At 32.4% G+C, this 24,615-nt stretch carries 19 protein-coding genes; 13 read left to right on the forward strand and 6 right to left on the reverse strand.

From position 1 onward, the window contains the following. Positions 1-73 precede the first annotated feature (73 nt). From nusB to yajC, 3 genes are read left to right on the forward strand one after another with little or no spacing between them, the layout of a single operon-like run. Positions 74-1,015, forward strand: coding sequence for a transcription antitermination factor NusB (gene nusB / locus ACRBBL_RS01755; RefSeq protein WP_431367313.1), 942 nt, complete (start codon positions 74-76; stop codon positions 1,013-1,015). 42 nt (positions 1,016-1,057) lie between these two features. Beyond that, positions 1,058-1,651, forward strand: coding sequence for a DUF1573 domain-containing protein (locus ACRBBL_RS01760; RefSeq protein WP_431367314.1), 594 nt, complete (start codon positions 1,058-1,060; stop codon positions 1,649-1,651). A gap of 18 nt (positions 1,652-1,669) precedes the next feature. Beyond that, the gene (gene yajC, locus ACRBBL_RS01765; protein ID WP_431367315.1) at positions 1,670-1,951 is read left to right on the forward strand and encodes a preprotein translocase subunit YajC; all 282 of its coding nucleotides are present in this window, start codon (positions 1,670-1,672) and stop codon (positions 1,949-1,951) included. Between the two features lie 82 nt (positions 1,952-2,033). Here the strand turns inward: yajC and ACRBBL_RS01770 are convergent, their stop codons facing one another. From ACRBBL_RS01770 to pepT, 5 genes are all read right to left on the reverse strand, one after another. Then, positions 2,034-2,768, reverse strand: coding sequence for a LytR/AlgR family response regulator transcription factor (locus ACRBBL_RS01770; protein WP_431367316.1), 735 nt, complete (start codon positions 2,766-2,768; stop codon positions 2,034-2,036). Between the two features lie 6 nt (positions 2,769-2,774). Next, entirely contained in the window at positions 2,775-5,627 is a 2,853-nt protein-coding gene (locus ACRBBL_RS01775) for a histidine kinase (RefSeq protein ID WP_431367317.1), read from the reverse strand. Positions 5,628-5,770: 143 nt separating this feature from the next. Beyond that, positions 5,771-7,231, reverse strand: a complete 1,461-nt coding sequence (locus ACRBBL_RS01780; protein ID WP_431367318.1) for a T9SS type A sorting domain-containing protein — start codon at positions 7,229-7,231, stop codon at positions 5,771-5,773. A gap of 162 nt (positions 7,232-7,393) precedes the next feature. Continuing rightward, positions 7,394-7,987, reverse strand: coding sequence for a YdeI/OmpD-associated family protein (locus ACRBBL_RS01785; RefSeq protein WP_431367319.1), 594 nt, complete (start codon positions 7,985-7,987; stop codon positions 7,394-7,396). Positions 7,988-8,086: 99 nt separating this feature from the next. Next, positions 8,087-9,322 (reverse strand): peptidase T, encoded by a 1,236-nt coding sequence (pepT, locus tag ACRBBL_RS01790; protein ID WP_431367320.1) that lies wholly within the window; start codon positions 9,320-9,322, stop codon positions 8,087-8,089. A 195-nt stretch (positions 9,323-9,517) separates the two neighbouring features. Between pepT and ACRBBL_RS01795 the strand changes: the two genes are divergently transcribed. The 10 genes from ACRBBL_RS01795 to ACRBBL_RS01840 all read left to right on the forward strand — a co-directional run bounded on the left by ACRBBL_RS01795 (position 9,518) and on the right by ACRBBL_RS01840 (position 23,604). Next, positions 9,518-12,367: a TonB-dependent receptor gene (locus tag ACRBBL_RS01795; RefSeq protein WP_431367321.1), complete on the forward strand. Its 2,850-nt coding sequence runs from the start codon at positions 9,518-9,520 to the stop codon at positions 12,365-12,367. Between the two features lie 258 nt (positions 12,368-12,625). After that, a complete protein-coding gene (locus ACRBBL_RS01800) occupies positions 12,626-13,087 on the forward strand; it encodes a hypothetical protein (protein WP_431367322.1) in 462 nt (153 codons plus the stop codon). 10 nt (positions 13,088-13,097) lie between these two features. Next, complete coding sequence (locus ACRBBL_RS01805; protein WP_431367323.1) at positions 13,098-15,443, forward strand: TolC family protein; 2,346 nt, start codon at positions 13,098-13,100, stop codon at positions 15,441-15,443. A gap of 25 nt (positions 15,444-15,468) precedes the next feature. Next, on the forward strand, positions 15,469-16,551 hold the full coding sequence (locus tag ACRBBL_RS01810) for an efflux RND transporter periplasmic adaptor subunit (protein ID WP_431367324.1): 1,083 nt from the start codon (positions 15,469-15,471) through the stop codon (positions 16,549-16,551). Between the two features lie 20 nt (positions 16,552-16,571). Beyond that, positions 16,572-19,688, forward strand: coding sequence for an efflux RND transporter permease subunit (locus ACRBBL_RS01815; RefSeq protein WP_431367325.1), 3,117 nt, complete (start codon positions 16,572-16,574; stop codon positions 19,686-19,688). A gap of 2 nt (positions 19,689-19,690) precedes the next feature. Further along, complete coding sequence (locus ACRBBL_RS01820) at positions 19,691-20,377, forward strand: ion channel (RefSeq protein WP_431367326.1); 687 nt, start codon at positions 19,691-19,693, stop codon at positions 20,375-20,377. 49 nt (positions 20,378-20,426) lie between these two features. Further along, entirely contained in the window at positions 20,427-21,446 is a 1,020-nt protein-coding gene (locus tag ACRBBL_RS01825) for a quinone-dependent dihydroorotate dehydrogenase (RefSeq protein WP_431367327.1), read from the forward strand. A 102-nt stretch (positions 21,447-21,548) separates the two neighbouring features. Beyond that, a complete protein-coding gene (locus ACRBBL_RS01830) occupies positions 21,549-22,238 on the forward strand; it encodes a HupE/UreJ family protein (RefSeq protein ID WP_431367328.1) in 690 nt (229 codons plus the stop codon). 13 nt (positions 22,239-22,251) lie between these two features. Beyond that, the gene (locus ACRBBL_RS01835; protein WP_431367329.1) at positions 22,252-22,881 is read left to right on the forward strand and encodes a hypothetical protein; all 630 of its coding nucleotides are present in this window, start codon (positions 22,252-22,254) and stop codon (positions 22,879-22,881) included. 141 nt (positions 22,882-23,022) lie between these two features. After that, positions 23,023-23,604 carry a DUF2004 domain-containing protein gene (locus ACRBBL_RS01840; protein WP_431367330.1) on the forward strand — a complete coding sequence of 194 codons (582 nt, stop codon included), beginning with the start codon at positions 23,023-23,025 and terminating at the stop codon, positions 23,602-23,604. 32 nt (positions 23,605-23,636) lie between these two features. On the opposite strand, the gene ACRBBL_RS01845 is transcribed toward ACRBBL_RS01840, so the two are convergent. Beyond that, the gene (locus ACRBBL_RS01845; RefSeq protein ID WP_431367331.1) at positions 23,637-24,557 is read right to left on the reverse strand and encodes a spondin domain-containing protein; all 921 of its coding nucleotides are present in this window, start codon (positions 24,555-24,557) and stop codon (positions 23,637-23,639) included. Between the last annotated feature and the right edge of the window lie 58 nt (positions 24,558-24,615).

Here is a 24,615-nt window from a genome sequence, read left to right on the forward strand (position 1 = left end):
TTTGCGGGGCGAAAGGATTTTAATTCTTTCGCCTTTTGTTTTTTATTTTTATAAAATTAAAGTTCTTACACAGATGCTAACAAGAAGACATATTCGAGTTAAAGTAATGCAATCTATTTATGCATTGTCACAATCACAGAGTGATCAAGTTGATAAAGAGTTAAAGTTTATCAATATGAGTATTGCGAATATGCACGACTTACATGTGCTTACGCTAGATTTATTTGTAAAGTTGAGCGCATATGCTAAAAATCAAATTGAGTTATCTCAAAAGAAATATCTAGCAACTTCAGCAGATAAAAATCCAAATAAAAAATTTATTCAAAATGCTATCATTCAACATTTAGTTGAAAATAAAGCATTACAAGAAGCTGTTCACGATCGTAATATAAACGATTGGGAATTGAATGATGAATATATTCGTGTGATATACGAAGCAATGCAAGAAAGTGATTTATACAAGAACTATATGCTTGATGAAGAAACTGGATACGACAAAGACAAAGCATTTGCGGCAAAATTATTTTCTGAGGTCATTGCGCCAAACGAAAAGTTATACGAATTCTTTGAAGACCAGAAATTGACTTGGATTGATGATTTACCAGTAGTAAATACGCTGATTCTAAAATCGATCAAACAAGCCAAGCAAGGAAAAGAACGTATTTTTCTATCAGAACTATACAAAGATGATGAAGACAAAGCATTTGTGAGAGATTTGTTTCGAAAAACAGTCCTTAACGATGAAATGTTAGCTACCGAAATTCAAGGGAAAACGCCAAATTGGGATAAAGATCGAATTGCCAATTTAGACTTAATATTGTTGAAAATGGCAATATGTGAATTCTTAAAATTTCCTTCAATCCCTGCAAAAGTCACAATAAACGAGTATATTGAGCTCGCAAAAGAATATTCTACTTCAAAAAGTAGTATGTTTGTAAATGGAATTTTAGATAAGTTAATTAAAGAATATAAAAAAGAAAATAAGTTAAATAAAATCGGTCGCGGTTTGATGTAACGAAAACAATTATTAAATTTACCCCATAAAAATTCAAATACAATGATCAGAAAAGGATTTATACTACTAGGAGCAATGACGCTAGTCTTATTCACTTCATGTAAAGACGATGCTACAAAAAAGATTAACAGCGCTGATATCGCTGATGCAGCAAATAGAGATGCAAAAGCAACAAAATTTGCAGCAATCACTTTTGACAAAACTGAGCACGATTTTGGAACTATCAACGAAGGTGACCAAGTTGAAACTACATTTAAGTTTACAAATACTGGAAGCGCACCTTTATTAATTTCTAAGATTAAAGGAAGCTGTGGATGTACAGTACCAGAAAATTATCCAAAGGAGCCAATCGCACCAGGAGATTCAGGAGAGTTTAGTGTAAAATATAACTCTACAAACAAACCAAACCTTAAAACAAATACGGTAACAGTTACGGCTAATACTGAAAAAGGTAGAGAAATTGTTCGTATCAAAGCATTTGCTACACCAAACCCAGAATTACAAGCTAAAAGAGACAAGGCTAAAGCTGAAAGAGAAGCTAGAATGAAAAAGCAACAAGCAGCTCAAAAGGCAGCAGGAGCTACTAGTGGAGCAGCTAAGCAAGCTAAAACTGGTCACGAAGGACACAATCATTAATCACTTACATTAGAAAGATTGGAACAGATATTACCATTATTATTGATGATTGCTGTGTTATATTTTTTAATCATAGCACCATCATTAAAAAAACAGAAAAAAGAGAAGAATTTCATGGCATCCGTGAAAAAAGGAGACCGTGTGGTCACTAAAAGCGGAATTCATGGGAAAATTGTTGAACTAAACGATAAAGATCATACCTGTGTTATTGAAACAGGAGCAGGAAAGATTAAATTCGAACGCGCTGCACTTTCAGTAGAAGCATCTGCGAGACTCAACAAACCTTCGGACAAAAAATAAGAGTACAATTTTAGTACAACAAAAAAAGCATCGTGAAAACGATGCTTTTTTTATATATAAAGTTTAACTAGATAAGTTGCTTTTATGCTAAAAGATCAAAAACAGCTTTGATATTGGTTTTACTAATAGGAATTTCCTGATTGGCAATAGTAACAGCGCGTTTCGATTTTGAAAATGCTGAGATGTGTTTTGTGTGAATCATCCAACTTCTATGTACACGAATGATAGAAGCATCTTCTTGAAAAATACCTTCATAAAAATTGAGCTTGTGTGATTGTAAATAAGCGGCATCAATTGTTTGAATATGTGTATATGCGCCTTCTGCTTTGAAGTACAAAATATCAGAAACATTAATTATTTTGTAGCTGTCTTTGTATTTTATTGTAATTGTTTGTACTTCATTTGTGGTTAAGTTTGACTTTAAACCTTCATAACTTAGAGCTTCCTTTTCTGTTTTAATTTGATGTATGATACGTTCAATAGCAGTTTTCAAACGTTCTGGTATAATGGGTTTTAATAGATAGTCGACTGCAGAAGCTTCAAAGGCTTTTACAGCAAATTTTTCATATGCTGTGGTGAAAATTATTTTTGAGTTTTGTTTTTTTAAGCAATCAATGACATCAAAACCGTTTCCGCCAGGTAATTCTATATCTAAAAAAACAAAATCGGGTTTATGGATAATGATATCTTTTTTGGCTTCATCAACCGTACCAGAAACATGCACAATTTTCAAAACAGATTTGTGCTTTTCCAATAGATTAATCAATACGCGTTGCGCAAAATATTCATCTTCAATAATTCCAATAGTATGCATCATCTTCATTTATTTCATTAACGGAATTGTAATAGTCACTTTGGTTCCTAGACTTTCTCCATTAGAGGCAGCCAAATCATTGTATTGATAACTCATCTCCATATTATGGTATTTTTTATACAAGTCAAAGCGTTTTTGTACCGAAGATGTAGCCATATTTAAATGCGCATTTTTTCGATTTTGAGAAAGTAATCTGGAAGTTTTTCTACCAATTCCATTATCAATTATAATACATTCAATGGATTCTTTATGTAAAGCAAATTGAATGCGTAATTGTTTTGCTCCTTTTTTGTGTAATAAACCATGCTTAATTGCATTTTCTACAAATGGTTGGAGAATCATTGCTGGAATTTTAAAAAAGCGATCTTCCAGTTCCGTATCGTCAATTTGGTAATTGAGTTGATTGTTAAAACGTTTCGATTCTATTTTTAAATAGGTTTCTAGAAAAGTAATTTCTTCTTCAAACGTATTAAAAGTTTTGGATGAAAAGTCAATACTTTTTCTAAATAAGTTGGAAAAATGTGCCAAATAGGTATATGCATCTTCTTTCTTATCATCTAAAATTAGACCTTGTACTGTATTTAATGCATTAAAGGTAAAATGCGGATTCATCTGACTGGTTAAGTTTTGTAATTTAGCTTCCGCTAGATTCTTCTTTAAGTCTAATTGCTCTAATTCAAAATGTTGTTTGGCTTTTAATTTGCTTAAATACAGACGTACAATAATAAAAATGATGGCCAAAGCAGTTATGAAAATGATGGAAAAAAACCACCACGTTTTCCAATAGGGCTGAAAGATGTTAAAATGAATACTATCTTCATGAATGACAGTAGTATTTTGCAAAGTTTGATAAATCAACTTATAACTTGCAGGCGACAAATAGCTCAAATAAATTGGGTTTTTAATATCTGAAATGTATTGCCATCGCTTCGAATTATCATTCATTTTATAGCGAAATGTATAAGCATTTCTTCCTGCAAGGTTTGTATTTTTTAAAAATAATTTCACAGAATTTTCATGGTATGAAAGCGCTTGTAACTCATCATTGTTCTTAGTGATTTCATTGACTAAAATTTGATCAATAAAAGTGGTAGTTGATATATCTTTGAAGCTATCTTTCAATATTGAAATTTGTAATAAACCTTTATCTGTAGTCAATAAACATACATCGTGAATTATTTCAAAATCTAGAATTTTTATATTTTTTATATGTGAAGAAATATCTTTTAGCAAATCTAACGAAGGCTTTTCTTCATTGATCTGATACAATTTTTTATCTTCTAAAATATAGATGCGATCGTTTGATTTCTTTACAATAGCATTTTGATCTTTTAATGAAGTCAATTGTCGAAATACAGTATTTGAACCATAAAAAATACCTTGATTCTTTTTAATTGCCCATAAGAAACGATTTCCTGTAATCAATTGATCGGCATACAATGTGTTTTTATTAAAAATTATAGGAATATAATCTTCATCTACAATTTTAAAAATTCCATCTGCAAAAGCCGCGTATACATTATTGTTAAATATTTTTACGGACAAACAACGCTTTTGTCGTATTAATGTTTTTGTGGGTTGCATGACTAAATTTTTAATTAAATTTAAACCATACGAGTCTGCAAGGAATAACTTTCCATTACTAAAATCCATATCTTTAATTGAAGATAGTTTCAAGTCAGGATAGTGATGTGTTTTTTGATCTTTTAATTGAAAAAAAGTTTTACCAGCTATTGTTATAAAAGCACGATCATCAAAGGTAAAGACATTGTTTATACGATCCTTGGAATTCCATTTTTGCATATATTTGAACTGTGTGTCATATTTAAATTTGTAAATAGAATTGTTAAAATCAGTTACCAAAAACTCATTATTTTGAAATTTTTGAATGTGATTTAAGTCATTGATTTCCAGATCGAAATTAGAAGATTGATATATGAAATTCTCTTGACCATCCCAGTAGTAGATTCCACGATGTAAAGTTGTAAAAATGTAATTTCCAGCAGTATCTTCAATAATTCTTGAAACTTTGGAGTTTTGTAATAAAGAAAAATGATACTGAAGCTTTTGATCAACTTCTTCCATTACTTTTACACCTTTATCTGTAGCAAAAAACAATAATCCTTGTTTGTTTTTATATACATCATAAACGCTCAGATTAAAATTTGCAGGAAGTTCAATTTGTATCAATGTATCATTCCGTAATACATAGAGATGCTCGAGATTTTTGTTTTCATCAGAACAAATAATAAACACTTCTTTTCCGACTTTATAAAGTTTTGGAATGGTACCTTTGAAAGAAGTATTAAAAATATGCTTCTTTTGCGTTGTATGGTCTACATAATTTAAAACGTATAAATTGAAGTAAAAAAGCTTGGAGTCTATTCTTAAAATATTTGAATGAGGTCCGATACCATTTACTAAAATTGTTTTTTCTTTTGTGTTAAAATCATATTGTAATATCCGATTGTTATCAACCTTCACTATGAGTTGATCTTTATATAGTTCGTAGACAGGTAACTTTCCAATCAATTCATCTTTTACATCTACAAAAAAATCCAAACGATCTTTAGCAGGATCAACTACAAAAAATTGTCCATTCAAACTATTACACCAAATACGTCCAAAATCATCTTCTTTTAAATTGAATAGTGATTGACTGCGTTGTTTTGTGTTTGAATAATGGATAAATGAAATTCCATCAAAACGATATAATCCAGAATCGGCACAAAACCAGTAATTTCCATGAGTGTCGTGTAAAACATCATAAAATTCATCATCCGGAAGATTTGCCAAATCGGCTACATTTTTTGTAATGACTTCTTGTGCATAACTTACTGTTGTTGTTATGAACATGAACATCAAAAAAAAGCGTTTTACAAAAATTACATTCATAAATAAGACAAGTTAATATCTTTGAGGTTACAAAGTACACAAATGTAGCAGATACAAAACAAGACAACAAATTTAGCTTGCTGTCTTGTTTTTTAGGTAGCTTCTAAAATTTATTGTTTCACGATTTTAAAACTTGTGTTTGGGGATGATAATTTTAATATATAAATTCCGTTAGAAAATTCTTCTATTGAAATACGATTGTTTTGTGTGTTAAGTTGTTGTGTGTGAATACGTCTTCCGCTTACATCATATAATTCACTATTAGTAACAGTTGTTGGTAGATTTGAAATGATAATTTCAGTTTCAGACGTAATTACTTTGATTGTTTCAGTTTCAAATTTTGGTGTGCTTAGCACAATAGCATCATTTCGTAAAATGGTCATAAAACCGACAGGATTTGAACCACTACCATTATTTCCAGCAATAATATCCAAATCGCCGTCACTATCTAAATCAACAGCATCAATCCAAGTAGGAGAGTTGACCATAGAGCTTAATACGGAAGTTGTGCCAAAAGAGATGTTTGTAGTTGCAATACCGCTCGAAGCATTATTGGGGAATAATATAATTTCATTTGTTATATTATCAATAGCAGCAATGTCAGGAACATTATCATCATCAAAATCACCTGCAGCAATTGATATTAAATTTTGACTTCCATCGGTTGATATAAAATGTGAAGTCTGACCTTGACTTGGATTGTAGGATTTGATACTTGTGATAGCTCCCGATGCACTTACAGCAATATAATCATTCACACCATTTTCATTAAAATCATCGATGACAGTCTTTCGTGTCCCAGCAACGGTATGTGTTGCATTTGTAATCACATTAATCCCAAAGTTATAAGAAGGACTTTGCAATGTTTTGACACCATTTGTAGAACTTGTACTATTGTTGGGTTCCGAACCTGTTCCGAATGATGTGTAAACTAAATCTTGTATGCCATCATTTGTTATATCTGTTGAAGTTACATGTAATGGTCTACGATTGGCATAATAATTTAAAAAAACGGTACTGCCGCCATTAGTACTTACATTTAATATTTTTAAATTACCAATGGAATTATTATCACCTGCAACGACTAATTCATCGCGTGCATCAGTATCAAAATTCCCTTTATAAATTCCACGACATCTGTCATGGAAACGAATTAATTGCACGCTACCAAATGTTCTATTTCCTGTATTTTGCATCCAATAGACGCCATCGGTAGCATTCACGGTATTAGCATAGTTGGAAAAAACAATATCGTCCGAGTTGTCATCATCAATATCCATGATGACGATAGCCCAAGGTTTCATGTTTCCGCTCACCGTTGGATCTATTAGTGTGTAGCGAACCATTGTGTAATTAGATAAATCGCCTGTACCATACAAAATACTAATACTACTATTGGTATTTTCTGGAACAATAATATCAATATGACCGTCGCCATCAATATCACCAGTCGTAAATTCTCTTGGACTAATAATGGTTTGACCTGGAACAGAATATTCCGTGAATTGTTGAGCGTGTAGGCTATATGCAATACAGCTAAAAAGAAGTAAAGAAAGTAAAGTTTTTTTCATAATGTTTGCGTATTTGAACACAAACATAGAATGAGAAGAATACTAAAATAGCATCTACTTCATGAATGGAAACTTTTTTTTCATGAATTGATATTTAGGAAGTTTTTTCTAAAAAAGAATATGTACGAGTTTGTAAAACAGTTGTTTACTTTGAGCTAAAAGCTATCTATATTTATCATTCAATCCTTTACCTTCCAAAATCATTGGAATAATTTTGTCTAAACGACTTTGCTTGGTAGCAGCTCTTTTGGCTGTTGCAATATGTTCTATGTATTCCTTTTGTTTGTAATTGGTTAACTTATGAAAAGCTTCTTGTACTGTTGAATCGGAAGTAAATACAGCGGTTAGTTCTTCTGGAATCTCTACAGCTTCTTTTTTCTTAAAAGTGACTGTTTTCCCTTCTTTTTGATTTTGAACAGCTTCATCTATATATTTTTTCACCAAATCTTCAGGAATTGTATCTGAAGCAGAAAACTTCCAATGACGCATAGCCTGTGTTTTGCCTTCTTGTGCATTCACTAATACATTGGCTTTATCTGTCAATAATGCACCATGATAAAACCACAAGCCTGCATGAGTTTTAAATGCGCTAAAACCAACTACATTCTTCTCATTTACCGTATAGACAGGAATATTCCATTTTAGCGTTTCTTCTACATCTGGGTTTTTAAGAATAATTTGTTGAAATGTGCGAAGCTTATCTTCCCATTCAGGGAAACTTTGTACATATGCTGAAACAGATTTATGTTTTTTCATTTGAATGGAATTTATGCTAAAATAAAAAAAGCTACTCAAAAAGAATAGCTTTTGTATGTTTTGACAATTGTTCTAAAAATTGACAAATGTAGTATGATATTATTTTTTATACTTTTCAGCAGTCAATTCAGTAATCTTTACAATCACATCAATAGCGCTCAATATACTTTCTACAGGAACATATTCATAACGTCCATGGAAATTATGTCCACCTGCAAAAATATTAGGACAAGGCAATCCCATAAAAGACAATTGTGATCCATCAGTTCCACCTCTAATTGGTTTGATGATAGGAGTAATGTTTAATGCTTTCATAGCTTCTTCTGCAATTTCAACAATATGAAATACAGGTTCTACCTTTTCTCGCATATTATAATATTGATCTTTAATCTCTATAGAAATCGGATCAGTTGCATGTTTTTGGTTAATGTCTGAAGCAATACGTTGCATTAGTACTTTTCTAGCTTCAAACTTATCCTTATCATGATCTCTAATGATGTATTGTAACTTCGTTTCTTCAACTTTGCCATTCATGGTATGTAAATGGTAAAATCCTTCACGACCTGTCGTTTCTTGCGGAATTTCATTTTCAGGCAATGCAGCAATAAATTCGTTGGCAATCAGCATAGAATTGATCATTTTCCCTTTTGCATACCCTGGATGTACAATTTTTCCTTTTACAGTAACAACTGCACCAGCTGCATTAAAGTTCTCGTATTCTAATTCACCAATTTCGCTTCCGTCCATTGTGTATGCCCAGTCTGCTCCAAACTTTGCTACATCAAACTTATGAGCGCCACGACCAATTTCTTCATCTGGCGTAAAGCCAATGCGAATTTTACCATGTTTAATTTCTGGATGATTAATTAGATATTCCATCGCAGAAACGATCTCGCAAATTCCAGCTTTATCATCTGCACCTAGCAATGTGGTTCCGTCCGTAGTAATTAAGGTATTTCCTTTATAGAGTAATAAATCTTCAAAATAATCAGGCGAAAGCACAATATCTTGTTCTGCATTTAGCACAATATCTTTTCCGTCATAATTAGGAACAATTTGCGGTTTTACATTTGCGCCAGTAAAATCGGGAGAAGTATCAAAGTGTGAAACAAACCCAATGGTTGGTACATCATGAGCTACATTACTTGGTAGTGTTGCCATGATATATGCATTTTCGTCAATAGTAACATCAGATAGTCCAATTCTATTTAATTCATCAACCAATAAATTGGCTAAATCCCATTGTTTTTCTGTGCTTGGTGTTGTGTCTGAACTTGCGTCAGATTCTGTGTCAATCGTTACATAACTAATGAATCTGTCTATAATATGTTGCATGTATAATCTTTTTTTTCAAAAATAGCGGATTTTTGAATACTCATAAAATGTTATGCTATAATTTTTAAACAATTAAGCAGCTTTATCAGTGCCATGAATTCAATTTGAAATACATAAAAAATTAAACTATCATAAAATCTTTTGTTTTTTTTGGAATAAAAGGACTACATTACAGCAACTAAAAAACCATATTATATGTTAAAAAATTACTATATTTCAATGTTGATGACACTTTTGTTTTCAACATTTTCGTATGCTCAAATCACAGGAACAGTCGTAGATGACACTTCTGAACCATTATTAGGTGTTTCTATTGTTATTAAAGGAACTACAAAAGGAGCAACTTCAGATTTTGATGGAAACTACAAAATTGACGCAAAACAAGGAGATATACTCGTATTCTCTTATGTTGGTTATGAAACTCAGGAAGTAACCGTAAACGGAACTGTTGTCAATGTAACAATGGTATCTGGTCTTGGTTTGGATGAAGTCTTATTAATCGGGTCTCGTAATGCAAACAGAACAGCGACGGACACTGCTGTTCCAGTAGACATCTTAGATGTTTCTGAATTAAAAGAAAGATCACCGCAAATTACAGTTACAGAAATTTTAAATTATGCGGCACCTTCTTTTTCATCCAATCCGCAAACAATTTCTGATGGAACAGACCATATTGCGCCTGCATCTTTAAGAGGTTTAGGACCAGATCAAGTACTCGTTCTTATCAATGGAAAAAGAAGACACAAAACTGCTTTGGTAAATGTAAATGGTACCTTTGGTAGAGGTAGTGTAGGTTCCGATTTATCTGCAATACCTTCAAATGCTATTGACAGAATTGAAATATTAAGAGATGGTGCTGCTGCACAATATGGTTCTGATGCCATTGCAGGAGTGATCAATATCGTTTTAAAGAAAGACACGAACAAATTTCAGTTAAGCTTAACTACTGGAGCCAATTTTACAAGCGAAAGTGGACCTGATAAGAATATTGATGGAGAAAAAGTAAATGTTGGTGTAAACTACGGACTTCCAATTGGAGAAGACGGTGGTTTTATCAACTTTACTGGAAACTTTAATTTTAGAGGCGCAACAAACAGAATGCAAGAATGGCAAGGACAAATATTCAATGCGTATAACTCTATTGAAAGAGTTGCTGACGCTGCTGGTTATGATACTTCTTTATTATTAGATGGTGATTTTGATGATATTTTCAATTTTGCAGGCGCTGCAGGAATTACCTTATCGGGAGCGGAAACTCAAGACGAACTTAGAACAATATTAGGAGCAGACGTAACTGATAGTGAATTAGCCGCTAGAGGACAACAACGTAGTGATTATAACATGAGAGTTGGGCAATCTGAACTAAGAGGCGCACAGTTTTTTGGAAACATGGAAATTCCTTTAGGAGAAGATTTAGATTTTTATGCTTTTGGAGGTATAGGATATAAAAATGGAAATGCAGCAGGATTCTACAGATTACCATACCAAAGTAGAGCATATACGCCAGCATATATCAATGGTTTCTTACCAGAAATTAATTCAAACATTACTGACAAAGCAATTGCAGTTGGTATTAGAGGTAAAGTAGGTGATTGGAATGTAGACTTTAGTAATAACTTCGGAAAGAACGCATTTACCTATAGAATTAGTAATTCTAACAATGCTTCCCTGGTAAACTCTACACCATTTGAAGCAGATTCAGGAGGATTCAACTATAGTGAAAACACAAGTAATGTTGACCTTAGTAAGTTCTATGAAGATACCTTTGCAGGATTAAACGTTGCTTTTGGAGCAGAATACAGAGTAGAAAACTATGCAATTGTAGCTGGAGAAGAAGCTTCGTATGCACAATACAATACATTAGGAAACGTTCACGATCCAACAGATCCAACGTCAGTAGTTCCAACAGATTTCTTTGGAAATAGTAGACCAGGAGGAATTCAAGTATTTCCAGGATTCAAACCAGAAAATGAAATAGATGCATTTAGAAACTCTATAGCAGGATATATTGATATAGAAGCAGATTTTACGGAATCTTTCATGGTTTCAACAGCAATTCGTTTTGAAGACTTCTCCGATTTTGGAAGTACACTAAACTTCAAATTAGCTTCTAGATTGAAAGCTACGGAGAATATAAATATTAGAGCAGGATTTCAAACAGGATTTAGAGCACCTTCATTACACCAAATCCATTACAACTCAACGTCTACAATATTTGTAGATGGAATTCCTAATGAAGTTGGAATTTTCTCAAATACATCGCGTGTAGCACGTTTATTAGGAATTGAACAACTAAAAGAAGAAACATCTACAGGATTCACTTTAGGGTTTACAGCGAAAATTCCAAATGCAAATTTAAAGCTTACCATCGATGGATATCTTATCAATATTGACGATAGAGTTGTCTTAACAGGTCAGTTTGACGATAACGGAAACGCAGAACTTGCTAGTTTATTTGCACAGGCAAATGCAAGTAGAGCGGCTTTCTTTGCAAACGCTGTAGATACGCAAACAAAAGGTATTGACATTGTAGTAGATCATAAAGCAACGCTTTCAGACAATTTAAAACTGACAAATACATTGTCATTTACATTCTCAGAAACTTCTGTTGAAAGTATAATGATTCCATCTGCAGTAGCAAACGCAGGATTGTCAGATACATATTTTGACAATACAAGTAGATTATTTTTAGAAGCTTCTGTACCAAGAACAAAAGGAAACTTATCTCACAACCTTAAAGTAGGAGAAAAGTGGAATATCTTTTTAAGAAACAGTTACTTTGGAGAAGTAGAAGAAGCAACAAACAATACTGATCCAACTGTAGATAGAATCTATGCTGGTAAAATTGTAACGGACTTAAGTTTTGGATACAATGTAAACGAAAACTTAAAACTAACACTTGGAGCAAACAACTTATTAGATGTATATCCAGATGAGTCTGATGCAGCATTTCAATCAAGTGGAAGATTCATATACTCAAGACGTTCTACACAATTTGGAACAAACGGAAGACACCTTTTTGCACGATTGAGTTTATCACTATAAGCACAAAATATTTAATACGATTAAAAAGGCTTCAAAAAATGAAGCCTTTTTTTTATAAATAAAAACTTGAACTTGTTTTATAGGACAATGTTGTTTCAATTATTGATGAACTAAAAAAAAATAGAGTATTTTTATAAGAGACAGAAGAAAATAATGTAGCGTATTTGTTATGAGTTAGTTAATTAAACTTAAAAAAATCACTTTTAGTTTCCTGTACTAGAAACTTTATTGTAGTTTCGCCTCATGGAAACCAAAAAAATGTCACAAGAAGATATCATAGAAAGCTTCGGAGAGCTCTTGGTTGCTGATAATTATCCGCCAATAGCAGGGAAAATATTAGGACTTTTTTACACATCAAATGCTAAGTATTTAACTTTTGAAGAGATTAAAGAAGGGATAAGTGTAAGTAAAAGTGCAACGAGTAAAGCCTTAACTTTTTTATACACGTTGAATGAAGTTAGTTATATATATGATGAAAACAATAGTCGTTTGCGTTTATTCTATTTAGATATAAAAGGATCAATAGACCGATTTAATTCTATTTTAAATGCATATACCGTGCAAACCACTTTACTTAAAGAAATTCAGAAAACAAGAAATAATGAAAATGAAGAACTGAATGGATTTATAGAAAAATCAATTGCATTTAATGAAGAAGCTACAGTTTACATGAAGCAAAAATTAGAATTCCATTATAAAGAATATTTAAAAGAGAAATAATCAATTTAATATGAAGAAATATTTTTCAATCGTATTGTTTTTGTGCGTTACAATGAGTTTTGCACAAGCAAAAAAATCATACAACATAGGAGTGCTGTTAGATAACAGAACGAAAGAGCTTAATCCTTTGTTTTTAGAACTTGAAAACCAAATTAAAGCTGTTGTAGGTGAGGATGCTATCATTAATTTTCCTAGGCAAAATATGTTAGTTAACAACTATGATTTGCAAAAGGCTAGAGAAAATTATAATACACTTTTACAAAATGAAACGGATATTATTTTGGCGTTTGGCGTTATCAATAATGTAATTATTAGTAAACAAACTTCGCATGACAAACCTACAATTCTATTTGGCGCTGTAAATAAAGATATTAGTGGAATTGACATGTCTAAAAAGACTTCTGGAATTCGAAATTTCACGTATTTGATTGATTCTAAATCGTATAAAGATGATTTACAACGATTAAAAGACTTGACCAATTTTAAGAAAGTAGGAATCATCATTGAGCAGCAACTCGTTGAGGTTTTGTCATTACAACAAACTTTTGAACCAATACTAAAAGAACTAGAAGCAGATTTTACAATTATACCGTATGCTTCTACATCAGATATTGAAAAAAAATTAGAAGGTTTGGACGCTGTATATCTTGCGGGAGGATTTTTCCTTACGGATGATGAAGTCAAAGAATTGGCGAAGGCATTTATCAAGAAAAAAATTCCATCGTTTACCAATAGTGGAGTAGACCAAGTTGAGTTGGGCTTTATGGGAACAAATCAGGCTGAAGATAATTTAGATCAATTTTTTCGTAGAATATCACTTACTGTAGAATCGTATGTAAACGGAACGCCACTTTCAGAATTGCCAGTTTTCATTGACTACAATCCGCGATTGACAATCAATTATAATACAGCCGAATTGGTTGATGTGCCTATAAAATATAGTTTGATTAACGACACAGATTTTGTGGGTGAATTTAGAAATGCAATCTCAGAAAAGCAATACAACTTACTTTCTGTTATAGAAAATGTATTGGATAAAAACCTTTCATTACAATCATTACAAAAAGATATAGATCTTAAAGATCAGGATGTAAAAACGGCAAAAAGCAACTATTTGCCAAGTCTTACTGCTGCGGCAAACGGAACGTACGTCGATCCAAATGTGGCAGAAATCAGTAATGGTCAAAATCCTGAATTTTCAACGGATGGAAATTTAACACTACAACAAACTGTTTTCTCAGAATCTGCAAATGCAAATATTGACATTCAAAAAAGTTTGCAAAAAGCACAGCAAGAAAACTATAATGCAGAAGAATTAAATACAATTTTTGATGCATCCAATGCATATTTTAATGCACTGATTTTAAAAGCGAATGCTCAAATACGACTGCAAAACCTTGCACTTACAAAGAAAAACTTGGAATTAGCAGAACAGAACTTTGATGCTGGACAATCTGGGAAGTCAGATATGTTACGTTTTCGAAGTGAAATGGCACAAAATACCCAAGCAATGGTGGAAGCAGTTAATCAACTAGAGCAGTCTTTCATTACTTTAAATCAAATATTAAATAATCCAATTGCTACAGAAATAGACATAGAAGATGTAGAGTTGAACAAAGGAATATTTAAAAATTATAATTATGATGAGCTAACGAATTTATTAGATGATCCAAAATTGAGAGAACCATTTATAGAATTCTTAGTAGAAGAAGCACAACGAAACGCACCAGAATTAAAAGCTTTAAGCTACAATTTAGATGTTACAGAACGCAATATAAAACTAAATGGAAGTGGACGTTTTTTACCAACAGTTGCCTTGCAAGGACAATACAATCGTACATTTAGTCGCTCTGGAGTAGGAAGCGAATTCCCTACAGGGTTTCCAGCTTCTCCTGATGGCAATTACAATGTAGGAGTAAATGTTTCTATTCCAATATTTAATAGAAATCAAACAAACATCAACAAGCAAATAGCTGTCATTCAAAAAGATCAATTAGAAATAAATAGAGATAACACAGAATTGTCTATTTCGGCAAATATTAGAAATAGTGTATTTAACTTAGTGAATCAAATTTCTAACATAGAATTATCTAAAGTATCTGAAGAAACAGCAAAAGAATCATTAGAGCTTACACAAACTTCATATTCTAATGGCGCTGTAAATGTAGTTCAACTCTTAGATGCACAAAACAATTACCTAAACGCGCAATTATCAAGAACAAATGCTATTTATAACTATTTAATCAATGCATTACAATTAGAACGCTTTTTAGGATATTATTTCTTACTAAACACTGAAGACGAAAATGCGAAATTCAGACAACGCTTTTTAGAATTCTTAAACAACAAAAACTAACCATCAACGCAAAATCATACTAACGATGAAGCATATACATACTATATTATTACTAACAACGCTATTACTTTTTACTTCATGTGGTGAAGAAGAAAAGAAAAAGGAAATTTCAAAACGACCAGTAAAATATCAAGAAATTGGATATTTAGGCGGTGAAAAAATTAGGACTTTTAGCGGAACTGCTCAAACAGATAAAATTATAAAAATGAGTTTCAGAAATTCTGGAATCATCACAGAGCTTAATTTAAAGTTAGGTCAGAAAGTAAAAAAAGGACAGCTATTAGGAAAGTTAGACAATGTTTCTGCTCGTTTGTCGTATGAACAGTCATTAACACAAGTAAATAGTGCAGAATCTCAAGTAAACACAGCGAAGTTAAGTTTAGACAGAGTCCGTGCCTTATACGAAAAAGGAAGTACTTCATTAAGTGATTATGAAGCAGCTAAAAACTCGTATAAAACGGCAATGGAAAGTTATAAATCATCTAAAAGAGGGTTGGCTATTCAGCAAGAACAAATCCGTTATGGATATTTATATGCTCCCGAAAATGGTACAATAGCTACGGTAGATGTTGAAATAGATGAAAATGTAACAACAGGACAGTTGATAGCTACTTTAAATTCAGGAAAGGAAATGGAAATAACTTTAGGAATTCCAGAAAGTGTTATAAATGGTGTGAAGAGTGGAATGGATGTATCTGTAGATTTTTCATCTGTATCCAATGAAAAATTTAAAGCAACTGTAACAGAGGTTTCTCCAGGTGTGGACGCAAATACAGCAACCTATCCAGTACGAGTAACATTGAATGATCCTTCAGATAAAATAAAAAGTGGAATGACTGCAAATGTTACATTTGATTTTGGAGATCAAAAAGTGAACAATAAAACACTTGTAGTTCCTGCCAATGCCGTTGGAGAAGATAATAACGGACGCTTTGTATTCTTAATAGATGGAGAAGGCGAAAATGCGAAAGTAAAAAAGCAAAAAATAACTATTGGAACATTGACACCAGAAGGATTTGAAGTAAAATCTGGACTCACAGTAGGGCAAAAAATTGCTACTGCCGGATTGCAAACTTTACTAAATGGTCAAGAAGTTAAATTACAATAACGTATCAACACAATAGTCATATGAATTTAGCAAAATTTTCCATAGAAAAGAATAGGATTACGATCATGGTGTTGCTTACGATCATCCTTATGGGAGTCGTAATGTATTCAGGATTGTCAAGAGATAGTATGCCGCCTTTTACCATTCGTGTGGCTTCTGTAGTTTCTGTATTTCCTGGAGCAAGTCCAGAACGTGTAGAACAATTAGTTTCTGACAAAATTGAAAAACTGGCACAAGAACTTCCAGAACTAAAAGAAGTTACCAGTACTTCTAGAACAGGATTATCAGTTGTTGCAATCACTCTAAAAGATGAAGTCCCAGAAGAAACGCTACAGGCAGTTTGGGATCGTTTACGAAGAAAAATAAATGCAGTACAAGGTTTGCCAGAAGGTGTAAAACCCGATTTGCAAGATGATGGAATTGGAGATGTATATGGAATCGTAGTTGGAATTACTTCTGATGGATATTCCTATGCGGAAATGAAAGAGTATGCAGATGATATAAAAGATGATTTAATAAAACTTCCAGATGCAGCAAAAGTAGTTTTAGGAGGTATTCAAGAAGAACGTGTATTTGTAGAGTTTGACAATGCACGACTAAAGGAATATGGTTTGTCTGCTTCAAAATTGCAACAAACAATTGCGTCTACCAATATTTTAAGTTCTGGAGGACAAATAAATACAGGAGAAGAGCGCGTAATTTTAGAACCGACAGGGAACTTTAATTCGGTTGCCGAAATTAGAGAGATGTTAATTCCCGTAGGATTAAATGGAGCTCAATTAGTAAAGCTAGGAGACATAACTACAATTAAAAAAGGATACATAGATCCGCCAACTCAAAAAGTAAGACTCAATGGAAAAGATGCAGTTTCCATACATGTAAACCTTAAAGAGAACTCTAATGTAATTCAACTAGGAGAAGAAGTAGACAAAGTATTAGATCAATGGAAAGCTAAATTACCAGTAGGATTAGAGCTTACGCGTGTATCGTCATTAGATACATATATCGACAACAAAGTTCAAAACTTCATCACAAACCTTATGCAATCCATTGGAATTGTACTTGTTGTGATGCTAATTTTCTTAGGATTACGTACAGGATTCATCATTGCGAGTCTAATCCCTATCGTAACCATTATGACCTTAATGATCATGGGAGTGATTAGTATGGGATTAAATCAGGTGACACTAGCGGCTTTAATCATGGCATTAGGAATGCTGGTAGATAATGCTATTGTGGTCGCCGAAACCATTATGGTAAAAATGGAACAAGGTATTGATCGGAAAAATGCAGCTGTACAAGCTTTCTCAGAACTTTGGATGCCATTATTGATTTCTACCTTAACAACATCAGCTGCGTTCTTAGCATTTTACATGTCACCAACATCAATGGGAGATATTGTAGGACCAATTTTTGTGGTCATAACAATAGCGTTACTCTCTTCTTGGATCATTGCTTTAACGGTTGTTACAATGTTCTGTTATTTATTCTTAAAAATAGCTCCAAAAGGAGAAAAGAAACCAAGCTTTATAGACAGTATAATAAGCAAACTAAAAGGATATTATAAAAATTTAATTCTATCTGCACTTACAAATAAGTACAAAGTAATTGTTGGTATATTTCTAGTATTCTTTTTGTCTCTATATGGATTTACTAAAATTTCGTTTTTATTCTTTCCAGATAGTGATCGAAATATGATTACGGTAGATATCAATTTGCCATCTGGAACAAAAATAGAAGCAACAACTGATTTGGTAAAGGAACTAGAGCAATACATGATCGATTCTTTACAAACAAATGATACAAGAACTATTGGAGTAGTAGATTGGTCATCCTATATAGGACAAGGTCCAGAATCGTACGATTTAGGATATTCTCAAGATGAAGCAAATTCAAGTTATGCACATATCTTAGTAAATACGTCGTCTTTTAATGATAACAATGCGATAATTACCAAACTGGATAAATTTGGTTTTGAAAACTTTCCAAATGCAGATATTAAAGTTGGAGCTTTAGGAGCTGGTGGAGGTGGAACTCCAATAGAAATAAAAGTATCAGGAAATAGCCCTGATGAATTGGCAAAAATTTCTGAAAGTATCAAAATGAAGCTATTTCGAATTTATGGTACTAAGAATATAAAGGATGATTGGGGACCAAAAAGTAAAAAGTTTTTAATTCAAATTGATCAGAACAGAGCACAAGCCGCTGGAATTTCTAGTCAGGATATAGCAACTTCATTACAAACAGTATTAGACGGATTTCAAACAGGGGAATATAGAGAAGACGACAAATCTATTCCAATATTGATGCGAAGTAATGCAAGTCAACAACAATCATTAGCTTCACTAGAAACACTAAATATCTATGCACAAAACTCAGGTAAAAGCGTACCATTATTGCAAGTAGCTACCATTATTCCGCAATGGCAATACTCAAAAATAAAGCGATTAGATCTTAGAAGAACTATTAATGTTATGAGTGAATTGCGCGAAGATGGAAATGCCTCTGCAATTACTACAGAAATAACACCTTGGTTAGAAGAACAAATGAAAACTTGGCCGCAAGGATATACTTATGAATTTGGAGGTGACGCAAAAAGCACCGCAGAAAGTATGGGATCTGTAATATCATATTTACCATTATCAGGATTTATAATTATAATGTTACTCATCATACAATTCAATTCATTCCGTAAAATGACAATGGTTGTTTTAACAATTCCATTAGGTGTAATTGGTGTTGTAATTGGATTATTAATTTTTGGAGAACCTTTTGGTTTTATGCCTTTCTTAGGTGTAATATCCTTGGCGGGAATTGTCATAAACAATGCTATCGTACTCATAGATCGTATGGAAATAGAACAAAACGATTTAGGACGTACAGAACAAGATGCAGTCATAGCAGCGTGTTTGCAACGTTTTAGACCAATCTTATTAGCAACATTTACCACCGTATTAGGATTGATTCCATTATACCTAAGTGGAGGAGAAATGTGGGAAGGAATGGCTGTAAGTATTATGGTAGGATTGTTATTTGGAACCGTAATTACGCTATTGTTCATTCCAGCATTATATAGTGCGCTATTTAGAGTGAGTTACAAAAACTATGAGTTTAATGAAAAACTGTTAGAAGAATAAAAATGAAATCGATAATTGCATATTTATACAAGCATAGGTTTGAATTGTTTCTAGTAACACAATTCTTAATCCTATTTGGTTCATTATTTTTTCCAGATAGTTTCTTTCAGCTAATCTTATTGCCAGCTCTTTTTATATTAAACATTGCTAGCGGAATCTTATTAGTCTCTAAGAAAAAAAAGATCATGTGGTTTTTAATCATTCTATTTATAGTAGCAATGATTGCTTTTGGGAACAGCTTACTAATAAAAGTTGAAAGAAATGAATTCATCTTAATGCGATTATCGGTCTATTTTATCTTTTACATCATAGTAACTGTACACATAATACAACAAGTTTGGCGCGAAAAAGAAGTAGACAGAATGGTGATTATTGGGTTGATGAGCGGTTACATATCATTAGGGTTTCTCGCCTTCTTTATGTTGCTCTCTATAGAACTTATCACGCCAAATTCCTTTACAGGAATATTATTAGATACACAAAGTTTAGAAATTAGAGCAGACAGTATTATGTATTATGCATATATAACGCTTTTAACAATTGGTTACGGAGATATCATTCCAACAACGCCTATTGCACAAAAAGCGGTCGTTTTAATTGGTTTAATAGGTCAGTTTTATATTGTAATTATCACTTCGGTAGTTGTTGCAAAATATGTAAATGTTGCCATCATAAAAAAAAGAGATTAAAAATATTTGTCTTTTGAAAATTAGATTATTTTTGCACAAACAACACAACATGTACCAATTTCTTGTAAAACCAATTCTTTTTCTATTCGATCCAGAAAAAGTACATCACTTTACCTTTTCACTAATTCGAACACTTTGTAAAATTCCTTTAATGTCAAGCATTTTCAGAGGAATATATGCTGTAAATGATAAACGCTTAGAACGAACTGTTTTTGGTTTAAAATTTAAAAATCCTGTGGGTTTAGCTGCCGGATTTGACAAAGATGCCAAATTATACAATGAACTATCGAACTTCGGATTTGGTTTTGTAGAAATAGGAACCTTAACACCAAAACCACAAATTGGAAATCCTAAAAAGCGTTTATTTCGTTTAAAGCAAGACGAAGCAATTATCAATCGTATGGGATTCAATAATGGCGGCGTACATGAAGCTGTAGAACGCTTAAAAAAGAACAATGGTGTCTTAATTGGTGGAAACATCGGGAAAAACAAAGTAACGCCAAATGAAGAAGCTGTAGAAGATTACAAAATATGTTTCGAAGCATTATTTCCACATGTAGATTACTTTGTAGTAAATGTAAGTTCGCCAAACACGCCAGGCTTACGTGAATTGCAAGACAAAGAACCGTTAACTAAACTGTTAGCGACTTTACAAGTAATGAATAAGAAGAAAGATGCACCAAAGCCAATTCTACTAAAAATTGCTCCAGACTTAACAAACGAACAATTAGAAGACATCATTGAAATTGTAGCAGAAACAAAAATTGCAGGTGTCATTGCAACCAACACAACAATCTCGCGTGAAGGTTTACAATCAGAAGACAAAGGTGAAATGGGCGGATTAAGTGGTAAACCATTAACCAATCGTTCAACAGAAGTCATTCGTTTCTTAGCTGAAAAAAGTAACAAAGCATTTCCAATTATTGGAGTAGGAGGAATTCATTCTGCGGAAGATGCATTAGAAAAGTTAGAAGCTGGTGCAGATTTAGTACAACTTTACACAGGATTCATATACGAAGGTCCAAAACTAATCAAAGACATCAACAAGCGAATTCTACAAAAAATGTAGTTTTCTATTGCGCCTTTTTTAAAATACTTATAAAACTGAAAAAAGGAAGTTTGATAGTATTTGTCAGATAAAAGAATATAGACACACACTAATTAAAACGATATGAAATTAGTAAAAATAACAACTCCTATACTATTAATACTGTGTTGCCTTATTTCTGTTTCAGCCTATGCGCATGGTGTAGATGAAGAAACACAATCATTCTTAACATCAAACAAAGGCATTGCTTTTGGCCCTTTTCTATATATAGGCGCAAAACACATGATTACAGGGTACGACCATTTACTTTTTTTGGTGGGAGTTATCTTTTTCTTATATCGAACCAAAGAAATCATCACCTATGTAACCTACTTTACTATTGGACATAGCGCCACACTTTTATTTGGAGTAATGGCAGATATAAATGTAAATGCCTATTTAATCGATGCTATCATTGGTTTATCCATAGTTTATAAAGGTTTTGACAATCTCGGCGGATTAAAAAAAATATTCGGGAAACAACCCAATACCAAAATAGCCGTGCTAATTTTTGGATTATTTCATGGCTTTGGACTCGCAACGAAATTACAAGAATTTGAATTTGACCAAGAAGGACTTTTTGTAAATCTACTAGGCTTTAACTTGGGTGTAGAAATTGGTCAATTTTTAGCATTAGGACTTGTACTCTTACTAATTTCATTTTGGCGACAGTATGCTAGTTATATCAAATTCTCCAAAATTACGAACATATTGCTAATTGCAGCAGGATTTGTGTTGCTTGGTTATCAATTAACAGGATACTTTATTTCTTAATAACACTATAATTATGACAACAAATAATCAGCTTAACTTAAGTAAAGGTCAATTATTAAAATCACTACTCATTGCATTCATAATTGCTGTTATAGTACTACTAACTGCAGTATTACCTGCGGAATATGGTATAGATCCATTAGGAACAGGTAAATTGTTTGGTTTTTCTAAATTATATCAAGGAAATGAACAAATAGAAAATAATGAAACTTCTTCTAGTTTAAATTTCAAAAAAATAATAATGGAAAAATTAGGTTCTTCCATAGATGTGCCTAAACCGATTGAAGCTAACAATCCTCCTCCAGAAAATCAATATCCAGAAAGAGAAGATTCTATAGAAGTAATTGTACCAGCTGAAAAAGGAATAGAATATAAATTTAAAAGCCTAAAATACGGTAGCATCAAATACGAATGGACTACCGATAAAGGAATTGTTTATATAGATTTTCATGGAGAGGTAAAAGAAGAAAATCCACCAGAAAATGTGTTCTATGAAAGTTATACGCTTGCATACTCTAACAATATGGCAGGAACACTAACGGCTCCTTTTGAAGGAAAACATGGTTGGTATTTTAGAAATGAAACCAAAGAAGATATTGTCGTTACGATTAGACTAAGTGGACAATATGAGCTATTTAAATAATAGTACTATTAAATATCTAAAATTAGTACTTAGGTAAAGAGTTACAATAGCTTTATTTCTTAAATTTAGTTTTTAAACCATGTAACTAGTGTTTTACAAAAACATTAGCGGTGATTAATTCACTTAAATCTCAAAGATAAAATGGGAATATTTGATTTCTTTAAGAAAAAAAAGGTTGAACACAAACCACAAGAACAAAAACAGATAATTGAAGAAAATTATACGTTATCATACTTCGAACAGATAACGATAAACAATCTAGAAGAATATTATAGCTCTGAATTTAAGTTAAATAACAATACTATTCGAACAGATTTAAATTTTGAAAACAAAAAGATTGAAAATTACAGCATTGAACAAGTTGAATCATTTCTAAAGAACATTGAAAACTTCGATAAAAAGAATAAAGTCTACATTGAAAATGATTTTAAAGAAGGAATTGGAGAAACAGCTGCCTATATTAATTTTTATCTTGATGAGCTAGACGAAATCGAGTTAAATGGAATAATAGACACAGAGAACGTAAATACTTCTAAAAGCACACAGCTTCTAAATAAATTAAAACTGATTAGAGTTGGACTTTATCCTGATGGTAAATATGGAATAAATTACTTTGCGACATTTGATTATTCAATTGATATTGATGGAGAACCTTGTAATCAGCTTTTGGTTGTGAATACAGACGAAAATGGAAACTTAGACCACATAACGTGGGAAAGCTAAAAATGTTTCCAGAATAATATTCAACATAAAACTTACATCAACACTTTTTTGGTAATACTACCATTTTCTGATTGTAACTTAACAAAATACAATCCGCTATTTGCTGTTGGAAATGTAAGTGTTCTTATAGCTTCATTTGTCGGATTTGGATAACGTTTCACAAGGTTTCCAAATGCATTATATATTTCAATCTGTTGAATTGTTTTTTTACTCGAATTGTAAATTTGAATTGATTTAGTAGCAGAATTCGTGCTAATGTAAATTGGTGTTTTGGCACTTACTTCTTCTGTGCTCAATGAAACTAAAGAAATTGTCAAGGTGCCAACTTTCGCATTTGAAAAAGGAGCAACATTCTGTACACTATGAATCAATTCTTGCGGATCGCTCTCAGGATTAATAAATTCGTACGTATCTCCATCTTCAGTCCCTGCATCATACGGAAACAAATCCATTACAATAGAAGGAATCCAGTTTCCATTGGTATCAAGTAACGACAAGCTATTCACTTGAATCATCCAATCTGGACTTGGCGCTATCATAGAAGCCAAGGAAAGCAACGGAAAATCTTTATTAGCAACAATATCCACAGAAGCACTACTTGTTGGTGAAAACGCATCAAATGGCTGATTTATAAAAAGATGTGCACTACCAGCAGTAATTGCGCTCTGTACTTCTAGGTCAAATTCAGCACTCAAACCTCTTTCGGCAACATCTTCAATACCAGTTGTTGCTAGCGTACCTGGACTTACAAAAACAATCGTATTATTATGAGTTGCACCAACCAAATCAGACCAATGCGCATTTGTTGGGAAATTAGGATATGGATGTGTTGTATCGCTCCAAGTTCCTTGAAATGTAATTGTATAATTAGCATTATCGGTTTGAGCTATTACATTAATCGCAAAAAATAAAATAAAAATACCTGTGCTTAGATATGCTTTTATCGTTTTCATAAGTCTGAATACATATTGTTTTATATAATTGAGTCGTTTAAAGAACATACTTCATTAC

Origin of the sequence: Kordia sp. (assembly GCF_050633145.1) — a bacterium.
GTDB lineage: Bacteria > Bacteroidota > Bacteroidia > Flavobacteriales > Flavobacteriaceae > Kordia.